This is a genomic window from Ruoffia sp. FAM 26255 (genome assembly GCF_045528525.1).
GTDB classification, from domain to species: Bacteria; Bacillota; Bacilli; order Lactobacillales; family Aerococcaceae; genus Ruoffia; species Ruoffia tabacinasalis.
This window is the reverse complement of record NZ_JBGQQX010000002.1, coordinates 66,880-81,125: the sequence shown is the minus strand read 5'-3', so window position 1 is coordinate 81,125 and position 14,246 is coordinate 66,880. Positions and strand designations below refer to the sequence as shown.

At 37.5% G+C, this 14,246-nt stretch carries 12 protein-coding genes and 2 pseudogenes; 12 read left to right on the top strand and 2 right to left on the bottom strand.

Annotated features, from left to right (window positions below; all coding sequences use genetic code 11):
- Positions 1-159 (bottom strand): annotated as a pseudogene (locus ACEN31_RS00900) (IS30 family transposase); the annotation flags it as partial.
- A 237-nt stretch (positions 160-396) separates the two neighbouring features.
- Between ACEN31_RS00900 and ACEN31_RS00895 the strand changes: the two are divergent.
- The 12 genes from ACEN31_RS00895 to ACEN31_RS00840 all read left to right on the top strand — a co-directional run bounded on the left by ACEN31_RS00895 (position 397) and on the right by ACEN31_RS00840 (position 13,681).
- Complete coding sequence (locus ACEN31_RS00895; RefSeq protein ID WP_138405343.1) at positions 397-822, top strand: hypothetical protein; 426 nt, start codon at positions 397-399, stop codon at positions 820-822.
- A gap of 5 nt (positions 823-827) precedes the next feature.
- Complete coding sequence (locus ACEN31_RS00890) at positions 828-2,579, top strand: ABC transporter ATP-binding protein (protein WP_407090781.1); 1,752 nt, start codon at positions 828-830, stop codon at positions 2,577-2,579.
- A 166-nt stretch (positions 2,580-2,745) separates the two neighbouring features.
- A complete protein-coding gene (locus ACEN31_RS00885) occupies positions 2,746-2,841 on the top strand; it encodes a GNAT family N-acetyltransferase (RefSeq protein ID WP_138405341.1) in 96 nt (31 codons plus the stop codon).
- 530 nt (positions 2,842-3,371) lie between these two features.
- A complete protein-coding gene (locus tag ACEN31_RS00880; protein WP_407090926.1) occupies positions 3,372-3,977 on the top strand; it encodes a hypothetical protein in 606 nt (201 codons plus the stop codon).
- Between the two features lie 141 nt (positions 3,978-4,118).
- Positions 4,119-4,631 (top strand): GNAT family N-acetyltransferase, encoded by a 513-nt coding sequence (locus tag ACEN31_RS00875; protein ID WP_407090925.1) that lies wholly within the window; start codon positions 4,119-4,121, stop codon positions 4,629-4,631.
- 442 nt (positions 4,632-5,073) lie between these two features.
- The gene (locus ACEN31_RS00870) at positions 5,074-6,696 is read left to right on the top strand and encodes a peptide ABC transporter substrate-binding protein (protein WP_407090924.1); all 1,623 of its coding nucleotides are present in this window, start codon (positions 5,074-5,076) and stop codon (positions 6,694-6,696) included.
- A 30-nt stretch (positions 6,697-6,726) separates the two neighbouring features.
- Entirely contained in the window at positions 6,727-8,097 is a 1,371-nt protein-coding gene (locus ACEN31_RS00865) for a M20/M25/M40 family metallo-hydrolase (RefSeq protein WP_407090923.1), read from the top strand.
- Positions 8,098-8,481: 384 nt separating this feature from the next.
- The gene (locus tag ACEN31_RS00860; RefSeq protein ID WP_407108315.1) at positions 8,482-9,159 is read left to right on the top strand and encodes a response regulator transcription factor; all 678 of its coding nucleotides are present in this window, start codon (positions 8,482-8,484) and stop codon (positions 9,157-9,159) included.
- Between the two features lie 137 nt (positions 9,160-9,296).
- On the top strand, positions 9,297-10,052 hold the full coding sequence (locus tag ACEN31_RS00855) for a sensor histidine kinase (protein WP_407094768.1): 756 nt from the start codon (positions 9,297-9,299) through the stop codon (positions 10,050-10,052).
- 119 nt (positions 10,053-10,171) lie between these two features.
- Entirely contained in the window at positions 10,172-10,921 is a 750-nt protein-coding gene (locus ACEN31_RS00850) for an ABC transporter ATP-binding protein (protein WP_407090604.1), read from the top strand.
- Position 10,922: 1 nt separating this feature from the next.
- Positions 10,923-12,947, top strand: a complete 2,025-nt coding sequence (locus ACEN31_RS00845) for an FtsX-like permease family protein (protein ID WP_407090605.1) — start codon at positions 10,923-10,925, stop codon at positions 12,945-12,947.
- An 83-nt stretch (positions 12,948-13,030) separates the two neighbouring features.
- Positions 13,031-13,681 (top strand): endonuclease III domain-containing protein, encoded by a 651-nt coding sequence (locus ACEN31_RS00840; protein ID WP_407090606.1) that lies wholly within the window; start codon positions 13,031-13,033, stop codon positions 13,679-13,681.
- A 41-nt stretch (positions 13,682-13,722) separates the two neighbouring features.
- Here the strand turns inward: ACEN31_RS00840 and ACEN31_RS00835 are convergent.
- A pseudogene (locus ACEN31_RS00835) lies at positions 13,723-14,231 on the bottom strand (macro domain-containing protein).
- Positions 14,232-14,246 lie beyond the last annotated feature (15 nt).

Here is a 14,246-nt window from a genome sequence, read left to right as displayed (position 1 = left end):
CTCAATGGCGGTATGGCCCTCTTTTAAGAAGTTGATGACGTTATAAATGGGTGTTCTAGAACGTTTTAAACGACTGGCAATGGTCGAGACCGGAATATGTTGGTGGTAATATGATTCTATCATCACCAGTTCATCCGTGGTAAGATGGGTGTAGGTCATTTGTGGTCACTCCTTTGTATTCTTTGGTCGGAATTACAAGTTGAGTGTACCACAAATGGCTGTTTTAGTTGTCTAGCTTAATTTTACAATTGGCGCAATTAAAGACAATCAAGCAAAAGACGGATTTATATATCCTACAACAATGAGTAAGCAAAACTTTACCAATCATAAAGAACAGTTTGATTATGTTTATCATACAACTCTTGTAGGTAAATTACTGAAAGAGGTTATTGAAAATTGACTCCAGATACAATTATAAGTAATAAACAGAGAATTAAAGAATATTTATCAGTGAATGAATATATGTTATCCCCGAAAAGTGCAATACAAGTACTTGAGGGTTTTAGAGGAGAAGTCATTTCTTCTTTTTTATATAATCTTAGTAGGTTTGATGAATTAACCTTGAAGCAATTAAGTTGTTTAAAATCATGTAATCATGTAGTAAAAGCAATTATTATTGATCAATTATTTAGAAATGAGTTAGAGGATATATTAAAAACCTTAATCATTGCTTATTTTGTTCTTTCACACACAGACTTAATTTTTTTGATTAATTTATTACATTCCCTTTTGATATTTAATCCAGATTATTCACTCAATTCCCAAGAGAAAGAATTATATAAGCATTACAATCCCATCTTACAGCAATTAATGAAGGAGTAGATTAAATGAAAAAGCGAATTATAAAAGCCACGCCCATACTGATTATAAGTTTAATAATTATTTTTCTTTCAAGTATTGTTGGCGTGTTGATACCGATATCTGTAAGTGCATTGGTGGAGGAAGTTCGCTTAATCAACTTTCTATCGCCGATTGTTTTAACTATTATTTTATTTATTCTTCAAGCAATTATGGTAGCAGTGGGTCATACAATGATGGCACGTGATGGAGATTATCAAATTAAGCACATACGAAATAGTTTTATGAATAGATTACTTCACGCCCCAAAGGCTTTTTTTGATTTAAATAGTCCTAGTGAGTTAGCGAATAGAATTATTAATGATACTAATCACATTCAACAATTCATTACACAATCATTACCAACATTTATCTCAAGTATTGTGACGGTAGTAGGTACACTCATCGCTTTACTGTTTTTAGACTGGCAATTAACTAGCATACTTCTAATATCTTTACCACTCGTTGCAATTCCTTTGATTCCTTTAACGAAATTAAGTTCTCGTTACTCAATTCGACAACAAAACTCTTTGAGTAGACTGAGTAGCTTGATTTTAGAATATTTACAAAATATGTCTTTAATAAAGAGTAGTGTAGCTGAGGAATTCGCATACAAGGAAGTTCAAGGTTATACTGAAGACTTAAGGCATATTTCATCAAAAAACACTACACTATATGCAGTTGTACAACCTATTGGGTTACTTCTTATATTTGGTTCAATTGCCTTAATCTTCAGTTATGGCGGTCTAAGGGTTAACCAGGGAACTCTATCAGTAGGAACTTTAATTTCATTTTTAATTTATTTATTTCAATTAATTAATCCTTTAGGATCTTTTTCAGGTTTTTTTGCCCAAAAAGGGAAGATGGAAGGGGCCATACAGAAGCTATCGAAAATACAAGATATTGAGGTAGAAAATCTGGATGAAGGCAAACTATTCAATTACGGAGAAATTAATTTTATAGATGTATCATTTGGTTATCCAAAGATAAACACGAATTCAGAGGAATTAATTGTGAATATGAAATCAATATATTCTGATGAATTAAACCTAATGCCCATTTTGGAAGGTGTTAGCATGACTTTTAAAGAAGGAGAGAAGACTGCGATTGTAGGTCCTTCTGGTGGAGGGAAGTCAACAATATTAAATCTATTAATGCAATTTTATCCCATTAAAAATGGTAAGATTATCTCAAAAGAGAATGAGATTGATTCTTTTAAACTATCTGATTGGCGCGACAACATCTCCATTGTATCTCAAGATATTTCAATTCTCAGTGGAACTATAAGAGAAAATTTAGTATTTGGTTTAGATTACTCTCCAAGTGAAAATCAAATTCAGTACGCAATTCGATTCGCTCATCTAGAAGAAACGATAGCAAAGCTGCATGATGGGCTAGAAACGGTGGTAGGGGAAGCAGGGTCAAGACTTTCAGGTGGACAAAAGCAAAGAATACATATTGCTCGAGCTGTCCTAAGAGACACACCAATCCTCTTGCTAGATGAAGCGACGTCAAACTTAGATGCGGATGCGGAGTATCAAATCAATCAGAGTTTACAAAGATTAATGGGTTCAAAAACGACGATTGTTGTTGCGCATCGCCTCTCAACGATTATGGATGCGGATAATATTTATTTTATTGATAATAAAAAAGTAACTGGAAGTGGAACTCATTCAGAATTACTTAAAACGCACGCTTCATACGCAAGATTTGTGAAAGAACAATTATTGAGTAATGAATAGTCAGCTCAATACATCATTTTAGTATAATAAACAGACCAAGGCGATAAAGATGACAGAGCTTATTCAATGCAAGATAAGTGATGTTGAACAGTTACAAGTTATTAGCATTAAAATGTTTATTGATACATTCAAAGACCAAAATACCGAAGAAGACTTAAAGGTGTAATTGGACCGAATTTATGTACTCCCTCAGCATAAGCGTAAAGGCTATGGGAACCAGCTACTGGAATTCGCTCACGCTCGTGCAAAGGAACTTAACTGAACTGGAATTTGGATAGGGGTGTGGGAACATAATTATAATGCGTTAGCTTTCTATGAGAAGATGGGCTACCAACGGGTTGGTGAGCACACGTTCTATATGGGATACGACGCGCAGATGGATTCCATTATGTTGAAAAAATTATAGAAGGCACCCTGATTATTAGAATAAATTCTAATGATAAGGGTGTTTTAGTATTCTCTGATATCAAGACAGGGCTTTTTGTGCTGTTATATCAACATTTACGTGATATTGAAGTGCGCCTCAAATAAATTAATTAGAAATAAATGAGATAAAAAGGTTGTTTTTAATTTATAATCATTTATACTAATCTCAAATAAAAGCAAAGGAGCCTACTCATGAATAATCTAAACTCATTACAATTAAATAGCTTATTATTAGACGCAGCATTATTACTCAGGTTCTATGTGGTGTGCTAATTAAGCATGTCCCGCAATGGACATTATATTTACAAAATAATTACATAAGTTGAATGACAATTAAGGGCTTAGAGGTACAAGGGGCTAAAAAGTATGAAAAATAAATATCTATTATCATTTGTTATATTTTTATTGATTATTTCTATTAGTTCTATTCAAGTTTCAGCTGATGGATTGGGCGAACTTGTTAAGTTAACCGATGAACAGCAAGAGATATTTTCTTTACTTCGCTTAAGACAAACTAATTTCTATTCAATCGATTATGAAAACTCAAATTCATCATATATTATACGATGGGAAAAATTACAAAATGATGGAAATTGGCAGGCGATGGAATTAATAAATGAAAAACATGATGGCGGTAATTTACAGGTGGCGATCAATCTTGAGGATTTTATTCGTATAGGTATTCGATCAGAGGATGGCACATTAAATACTTATGAATTTCTTTCTTCAAGTTTGCCTAATCGTATTGAGAGAGAGAATAGCAGAGAATCTTTATTAGGCGATTGGAAAGATACTATTGAGATAGAAGCTAATAATCGAGAGCCATTAACAATCCTTATTTTAGCAGACTCTAATCATATGTACTCTTTAAATTACGAAGAAATCAATTCTGATTATGAGAACCCAGAGTTCGATGTGGAAGGCGTAAAGGATGTATTTGCGCTGACAATTGAATTTGTAGAGACAGAGTAATAATTTTCCTTGTGAAGAAGCCAACCGAACAGTTGGCGGAATAAGTATAGTATAATAACCTTCATTCTTAGGAAATATGTTAAGGATGGAGGATTTTTTGTTATAATTAATGAGTGAGTATTATGTAACGAGGTGATAAAGATGGCAGAACTGATAAAATGCAAACCAAGTGATGTTGAACAATTACGCGATATTAGTATTGAAACGTTTGTTGATACATTCAAAGACCAAAATACCGAAGAGAATTTAAATGAATATTTAGAACGGGCCTACTCTATTGAGCAACTAACGTCTGAAATCAACCAGGTTGGTACAGATTTTTATTTTCTGAAGGATTCAGACTTGGTCGTTGGCTACTTAAAGCTGAATATTGATGATGCGCAATCAGAGAAAGATAATCCGCTAGCATTAGAGGTAGAACGAATTTATGTACTACCACAGCATAAGCGTAAAGGCTATGGAAGAGAACTGTTGGAATTCGCTCATGCTCGAGCAAAAGAACTTAACCGAACTGGTATTTGGTTAGGGGTCTGGGAGCATAATTATAATGCCTTAGCTTTCTATAAGAAGATGGGCTTCCAACGAGTTAGTGAGCATACTTTCATTATGGGAGACGATGCGCAAGTGGATTATATTATGCTAAAAGAGTTATAGAAGGCACTCTCATTATTAGATTGGATTCTAATGATGAGAGTGTTTTTAATTTTATAAAATTAAAATATTCTCCTTTGTATTGATTTAACAAGGGCATAAGGCAATTTTGTTTCAACCTAAATTAGTTAATTAAAAATAAATGAGATAAAAAGGTTGTTTTCTAATTAATCATCATTTATACTAGTTACAAATAAAGCGAAGGAGCCTACTCATGAATAATCTAAACTCATTACAATTAAATAGCTTATTATTAGACGCAGCATTATTACTCAGGTTCTATGTGGTGTGCTAATTAAGCATGTAGCCGCATAGGACGAAAATCTTATGCGGGAATATTAAGTTTAGATAACATGGGACGCTGTGTTGTATCTTTGAACCTGCTAAGATTTTCGTCATTCTTAGCAGGTTTTTTGTTTTTATAAATTTTAGGAGGATACAACATATGAAACATATTAAAAAAATTATTGTGATGATGATTGTCGCAGTAATTGGATTTCAAGTTTACAATCAATTTACCTCAAATGTTACAGGAGAAGCCCAGGAAGATAAAGTTTTGAACTTATCCGTTGCTTCAGATCCAGTTATGGATCCAGCTTTTGTAACAGATTCTTATTCCATGCCAATGATTAAGAACATTTTGGAAGGTTTGACTCGTCCAACGAATGACGGTGAGATCGTACCGGCAATGGCAGAATCATGGGATGTGAGTGAAGACGGTAAGACGTATACATTCCATCTTCGTGAAGGGATTCAGTGGACTAATGGGGATCCGGTAACGGCGAACGACTTTGAATATGCATGGAAACGAATCATTAACCCTGAGACGGCAGCAGCGAATGCGTCTAAGATGTTCATTATCGAAGGGGCAGAAGCTTACTTTATGGGTGAAGGGTCCGAAGAAGATGTGAAGGTCAATGCCGTGGATGAGGAGACATTTGAAGTGACATTGACTGAACCTGCACCATACTTTATTGAATTAACGGCGCGTCAAACAACGATGATGCCGGTACATCAAGCGACCGTTGAAGAAAACCCTTCTTGGGCAACGGAAGCTGGTGAGCAGTTTGTATCGAATGGGCCATTTAACTTTGTTGAGTGGAATCATAACGGGGACTATACGCTAAAGAAGAACGAAGGCTATTGGGATGTTGATAATGTTGATTTAGATGGGGTTTATGTACGTATTATTGAAGATTCAATGACAGCGAACATGAGTTTTGAAAGTGGTGAATTGGACTTTATTGGTATTCCGTTCAATACCATTCCTGCTGATGCGATTGATAGTTATCGTGCGAATGGTGACTTGGATGTGACTGAGATCGGTGCAACCTATATGTACAAGATGAATACAACGGATGAGATTATGTCGAATGTCAATATTCGTCGTGCCTTGTCACTAGCGATTAACCGTCAAGAATTGATTGATAATGTCGTAAAAGGAGAGCAAACGCCAGCTAAAGGTGGCATTGCACCAACTGTTGCTGGCTTTGAAGAAGACCGTGGATACTTTGAAGATGCAGATTATGATATAGCGCGTGACTACTTAGCTCAAGGTATGGAAGAGTTGGGTTATGATGATACGGCCGCTATGCCCATTGTTATTCAAACGAACGATAATGATTCACATTTGGCAGTAGCGCAATTTATACAAAGTGAGTGGGAACGTGAACTAGGTGTTCAAGCAACGATTGAAACAGCTGAGATTAATGTTCATTTTGAAAGTATGAATCAATTGAATTACCAAATCGGACGCATCGGACCAACCGTTGACTTTAACTCAGCTTATGCTTTTCTAGAACATTACTATTCAGCAGATACAGGCCAGAACAGAACGGGTTGGGAGAATGCCGAGTATCAAGAAATTCTCGATAAAGTATTGTTTGAAGAAGATGAAGCTGTGCAACATGAGATGTATATAGAAGCAGAACGCATTCTAATGGATGAGATGCCATTTATTCCAATCTACTACTACAGTAACCCGCAAGTTAAGAGTGAGCGTATGAATAACTTGTTCGTAGATGGTATGGTTGATGTACAATTGAAGGAAGTTACAATAACTGAATAGTCAAGACATATAGAAAGGTGAGTAATAATTATGACAGTAGATTATAAAGCAATCGCAAAAGATTACGCAGACAAATATATGGAGGACTTATTTACGTACTTGCGCTATGAGACCGTCTCAGCGCAAGGTCGTGAAATTCCTGAGACTGCCAATTTTGTTAGAGATACTATTATTGAAGCTGGTGGTGAGAGTGAAATTCTAGGAGATCTAGGGGGGCATCCTGTCGTTTACGGCTATTTCAAAGCCGGCGCTAATGGCAATAGTGACAAGACATTACTATTCTACAACCATTACGACGTTCAACCAGAAGATCCAATTGATGAATGGAAGACAAATCCTTTTGAACCAACGGTTGTTGATGGCAAAATTGTTGCTCGTGGTGTGTCTGACAATAAGGCGAACTTTATGTCGCGGATTGTCGCGGTTAAGGCCATTCAAGATACTGAAGGCGGCTTACCTTGTAATGTAAAGTTCTTTGTTGAAGGTGAGGAAGAGATTGGAAGTCCTAATATTGACAAGTATTTAGAGAATTATGCAGATAAGTTCAGCGCAGATGCCTGTATTTGGGAATCGGGCAGTAAAGATAGCGAAGAGCGAATGGTAATTAGTGCGGGGGTTAAAGGGATTGCCTACTTCGAAGCATCCGTTGTCAGTGCGGATATTGATATTCACTCTTCACAAGCTGCGGTGATTGATAATGGGGCTTGGCGTTTAGTCCATGCTTTAGCAACTTTGCGTGATGCGGATAATAATATTACGGTTGATGGATTCAAAGAAATGCGCACAGAACCAACCGACGTTGAGAAGGCGAGTGTTGCAGCATTTCCTTATAATGAAGCCGCAACGATAGATACTTATGGATTAAAGCAGCCTTTAATTACGGATGGCTTAGATTATTCTGCCCAAGAGGCATTAATTCTTTATCCAACGATGACAATTAGTGGCTTGTTATCAGGTTATACGGGTCAAGGGACGAAGACGGTCCTACCACGTAAAGCGATGGCGAAAATTGATGTGCGACTTGTTCCAGGCTATGAACCTAAAACGGTTTATGATGTGTTGCGCAAGCACTTTGATAATCATGGCTTTAAAGATGTTGACTTGGAGTTATTAACTGGAGTGAAGCCATTTAGAACGGATATATCCGATCCATTCACAGAACAAGTGATAAACTCTGCCAAAGAAGTTTACGGAGAAGAGAATGTCATCTTAGAATTAAATTCTGCAGGAACAGGGCCGATGTATGGGTTCGGAAAATACCTAAATGTACCTATCTTAGGTGCTGGAACAGGTTGGGTCGAGTCTGGCGCACATGCACCAAATGAGAATATTCGGGTTGAAGATTACTATCAAGGTGTAGAGCATATTATTCAGTTGTTACATACATTTGGTGGGGAATAATATGGGGGACTTGGATTCGCCAGCTTGTTTGCTTGAACTGGTGAATCCAAGCCAACTTCGCTAGCTCACACTCTTGAACTGGCGAATCCAGACCAACTTCGCTAGCTTACACTCTTGAACTGGCGAATCCAGACCAACTTCGGTAGCTCACACTTCTGAACTGGTGAATCCACATACCACCACCCCCAAAAACACGAAGTCCTCCATAACTTCGTGTTTTTTCGTGTCCCCACTCGCCTACACCTGCCCGCCTCCTTCTTGAGTCCAATGTGTACACATTAAGATTTGTGGTATTATTTGTATAAGAAACTCAGAACAAGTTAACACTGGCAAAGTTTATCAAATGCCGATTTATATAGAAAGAGGTGGTGACAATTGAAGGTTATGATTATTGAGGATGATTTAACAATTGCGCGCGAGTTGGGCAAGGTTTTAGAACGCTGGCAATTCGAGGTGGATATTGTTGAGAATTTTGAACATATAATAGAAGCTTTTAGAAAAAGTCAACCTCACTTAATCCTCCTAGACGTGAATCTACCATATTATAACGGCTATTATTGGTGTGGCGAAATACGTAAAGAATCAGACGTGCCAATTATTTTCATCTCGTCTGTATCAGATCGCATGGATATGATTATGGCAATGCAGATGGGCGCCGACGATTACATTCCCAAACCCATCGACACCCAATTTACCGTCAGCAAAATTCAAGCACTCTTACGTCGCACCTATGATTTCTCTGTCCAGTCCGATGCTTTCGAATACGAAGGTGCCATTCTAGATGTGGCTAAATCACGCATCACCTACAAGAACGCCGAGGCAAGCTTAACCTTTACAGAATTACAAATACTGACAGCTTTATTCCAGCACAAGGGCGAGTATGTAAGCCGGGAAGCAATTCTAGATTACTGCTGGCAGAATAATCAATTCATCGATGACAACACTTTAGCAGTAAACATGACCCGTATCCGGAAGAAACTGCGAGCCATCCAATTAGATTCGTTCATTGAGACCAAGAAAAATTACGGCTACCGATTAAATGCAGAAGGTGAGTCCTTATGATGGGACGCTTTCTTAATCAGAATTGGGGCCTGCTATCAGTGTTTATATTACTGCATCTTGTCATTTGGTTTGTATTTCTACTCTTCTCGCTCCCCATGGATGTATTTTGGGTATTATTTTGGAATTTAACAATTATCATGTCAGTATTTTTAGGCTATCAAATCCTCTCATTTAGAGAAGAGGTGCGCCTCGAAACTAAGGTAGAGCAACTTCAAGAGGAACTCATTGACCTGCAAGACGCCAGTGTTATGAGACAAAACGAATTAGAAGAATACTTTATTATGTGGGTGCACCAGATGAAGACGCCGATTACAGCCAGCCAACTAATACTTAAAAATCCTGACGACGCAACCATACGCAATTTAAGACAGGAAATGGTCTCCATTGAAAATTATACAAATATGGCGTTAAATTATTTAAAACTCTCGAACCCCGCGACAGACATGGTTTTCTCAGAACGAAAACTGGATGATATTATCACCCCACTCATTAGAAAATACAGTCTGCAATTCATTCAACATGGGATTCGACTGCATTACCAACCAATTGAAGCTGAGGTCGTCACTGAAGCGAATTTAACGAGTCTAATGATTGAACAAATTTTAAATAATGCACTAAAATACGCGAAACAAAAGGAAATCTGGATTTCTTATGATTCCCAAAACGCCACCTTAACAATTAAAGATAGTGGTAGAGGAATAAAAGCAGAGGATCTGCCAAAGATTTTTGATAAGGGGTATTCAGGCTTTAATGGACAGTTGAATCAAAAGTCGAGTGGCTTAGGCTTGTACTTAGTTGAGCTCGTTGCCAGACGCTTGACTCAACCAGTTTCCGTGGAGTCGACATTTGGTCAGGAGACACAATTTACGATCCAATTTAATCAAACGTCCTAATCTTTCAAAAGTGTAAGGTTAGGCTCCTTTTTTGTAATGTTAGTTAAAGGCTAGATGTCACGCGGTCGCATATACTTATAACAGAGATTAGCGAATAGACAAAATAATGGAGGAAAATCATGTTATTAGATGTAAAAAATGTAAAAAAAGTATATAAGACACGAGGCAACCAAACGACAGCCTTGCAACAAATTGATTTTGGTGTAAACGAAGGTGAGTTTGTGGCAATTATGGGGGAATCAGGTTCAGGGAAATCAACTTTACTGAATATTATCGCCACTTTTGATAAACCATCTCAAGGAACCGTTCATTTAAAAGGGACAAATATTGCGAATATTAAGAAAAATAAAGTGGCTGAATTTAGACGTGAGCAGCTAGGCTTCGTCTTTCAAGACTTTAACGTATTAGATACTTTCTCAAATAAAGACAATATATTACTACCGATGGTGTTATCAAATGCCAATATTAATGAAATGGAGCGCCGCCTCGCTGAGATTGCGCCAATATTAGGAATTCAAGATTTATTAGAAAAATACCCCTACGAAATCTCAGGAGGACAACGCCAACGCGTTGCCATTGCAAGAGCAATTATTACTAATCCACCTTTATTACTGGCAGATGAGCCTACAGGAGCACTTGATTCAAAATCGTCTGAGCAAATATTAGGCTTATTCAATGAATTAAATCACTTAGGAAATACGATTTTAATGGTGACACACTCAATTCAAGCAGCGTCTTACGCCAATCGCGTTCTATTTATTAAAGATGGGGTCGTATATCACGAGTTATACCGCGGACAGGAAACGAATCAAAACTTTAATGAGCGTATTTCACAAAGTTTAACCATGCTTGCGGATCGAGGTGTGTAAGATGCCACTTTCATTATTAACTAAATTGACTGTTCAAGGAATAGTCAAACGCCGGACCGTTTACTTTCCATATTTTCTTGCGTTAGTCTTAATAATGTCCTTAGATTTTATTATGATTTCATTGATTACCAATGAGTATGTGCAGTCACGACATGCCACATTGCCAACAATCATCCTGATGGGTGTGTTCTTTACGTCCTTACTGGCAGTTATTTTCATTCTGTATGCCAATAATTTTATTCAAAGACAACGGCGAATGGAGTTTGCCTTATATACCGTTTTAGGTTTAGAAGACAAGCATATCCGAAGCGTCATCCTCTTTGAACAACTATTAACTTGGGTGATTGGTAGCCTTGCATCCATTGGGGTTGGTTATGCTTTAGGAAATGTGATGTTTATCGTCTTAAACAGATTAATTCAAGATACTGGTGCTGACTTAATGGATTATCCATTTAGTCCTTTAGCGGCGATTGGAACAATCATTATTATTGGTGGTATCACATTTATTATCTTCTTAATTAATAGTATCCGCTTGGCGAGATTGAACCCATCTGAATTATTAAGCCAAACGCATGCGGGAGAAGCTGAACCGAAATCTCGTTGGTTCATCCTTTTGATTGGTTTAATCACTTTAGTCGCCGGTTATTATGTAGCACTGACAACGACAGATGTTTTAGACGCGCTGTTAAAAGTGTTCATAGCGATCTTCCTAGTGATTATCGGAACTTACGCGCTCTTAACAAGTTTAAGTATTATTTTCTTAAAACGAATGAAAAGGAATAAAAAATATTATTACCAGCCGACACATTTTCTATCGATATCAGGGATGTTATATCGTATGAAAGCGAACGCGACAAGCTTAGCTGGAATTGCGGTCTTATGTACAGGGATTGTGTTAACTCTCGGAACGACTTTAACTCTTTATATAGGTATGGAAGATCAAGTGGAGCAAATGTCGACACATGATATTGAATTGCGGTACATGCAATACGCCGATGGCGCGAGTCCGGAAAATGCGGAAGTAGCTTTAACAAATATCATGGAAGAATTACAAACGCACGGTGATATTAAAGATGTGAGTCTATCTCGAAGTGCCTTTGTCACGGCTATTTATCAAAACAAATCTTTCCAACCAATGCCAGCTCCTAGTGAAACAACTGAGGGTGAGGAACTCTTACCAACTGATTTTGCCTACATCATTGGCGTTCCTTTAGAGGATTTTAACCAGCTCAATGGAGAAAATATTCACCTAGAGCCAGATGAAGTGTTGTTTACAACGACAACTGCAAATATTCAACAAGAACAAGATGATACACTACAATTTGCTGACAAGGAATATCAGGTTCAACAAATCAGTTCTAGTTACATGCCTTTAAACTACATCGGACAAATTGCTTATGTCGTGTTTCCAACCATAGAAGAGGTCGAAAGTTTACTATCAACCTTCCCGAATTATATCAGTACGGGAGAGCGTTCTGAAGCACTATTAGAACAGACGATGGTGTTCAATGCCGTTGATGATTCTGCTCGTGAAAGTATTGAAGCAGCGATCTCAACCGATACAATCTTTGATCAAGGGGACTTGGGTGTAGTTCGAGTCGTAACAAGAACAACAACCTCGCAAGAATTATATACGATGAATGGGGGCTTATTATTCTTAGGAATTATCGTCGGAACAGTTCTAATTATTGGAACGGTCTTAATGTTATACTTTAAACAAGTATCTGAAGGTTACCAAGACCAAGGTAAATTCCAAATTATGCGAAAAGTTGGCTTGCCTGATCATTTAATTAAACAAACGATTCGATCACAAATCTTTTGGATTTTTGCACTGCCAATTATGATCGCAGTCATTCATTCGCTCTTTGCATCAAAAATAATGTTTAATTTACTAGGGCTATTAGCCGTCAATAACATAACAACCTTTATGATCGGTTATGGATCAGTTTTAGCCATCTTTGTTGTCGTTTACTTACTGTTCTACCTCATTACTTCACAAGTCTATTATCGAATTATACATCAATAAAATGACACCCAAACCTAAGTATTCTGCTTAGTGTTTGGGTGTTTATTTGATACAATCATTTTGAAAGTGAGGCGAGCGCGCACATGAAGACAATTGATCAATATGAATTATTTAAGCTTTTACTCAATGACATGGGTGAAACAGGGTGGTGGCCAGCTGACTCAAAAGTTGAGATTATCATTGGCGCCATCATGATACAAAATACCAATGCAGCGAACGCAAAACGTGCGGTTAACAATATCGGAAGCGCCACGCAATTTAACCCACAAGCCATCTTAAATTTACCTTTAGAAACATTAGAAGACTTAGTTCGACCCGCCGGCTTCTTTAAAAATAAAAGTAAAGCGGTCCATTCGGTATTAAATTGGTTTCAAGAGCACGATAACAATCTAGAAGCAATTACAGAAAAATATGAAATTAATTTGCGCCAAGAGTTATTAAAATTACATGGAGTTGGCGATGAGACAGCAGATGTCCTTTTACTTTATGTCTTTGAACAACCGGTGTTTGTCTCGGATAAATACGCTCAAAAACTATATACAGAATTAGGTGTATCAGGGATGGATAACTACAGGGCGATGCGAAAGATAGTCTCTTTAGATAAGCAGTTTACAACATGGGAAGCTAAAGAGTTTCATGGGTTAATTGATGAGTTTGGAAAAATATACTTACGTGGAAAGGGAAATTTTGAAGCGAGCTTTTTAGCCGGCTATCAGTTAAAAATCGAAGAATAATAAACTCCAGCCTCAATCTAGCTTGAAGCGGGAGTTTCTTGTTAAGCATTCTTAAGCGCGACATCGTATGCTTTCTTAGTGTCTGAATCAAATGGCATCCAAATAATTAAATCAAACGCATCTGGGTGTTCGTTCATCACTTCTTTAACTGTCGAAATTGCAATCTCTGCAGCTAGATTCACAGGGAAGTGATAAACACCCGTTGAAATTGAAGGAAAAGCGACTTTGCGAATACCATGTTCCATGGCTAGTAGTAAAGATTGTCGGTAACAACTTTCTAACAAATTCGCTTCGTTAGAGTAACCACCATTCTAGACAGGGCCAACGGTGTGAATAATATGTTCGACGGGGAGATGGTAAGCTTGAGAAATTTTTGCTTCGCCTGTTTGACAACCGCCAAGTGTTCGAGTTTCTTCTAAAAGTTTTGGCCGGCCGCGCGATGAATCGCACCATCGACACCACCTCTGCCCAGAAGGCTATGGTTGGCAGCATTAACAATCGCATCTACTTGATCGACTTGAGTAATATCACCGAGCATTGTTTCAATCATTTTACTCACCTCTTT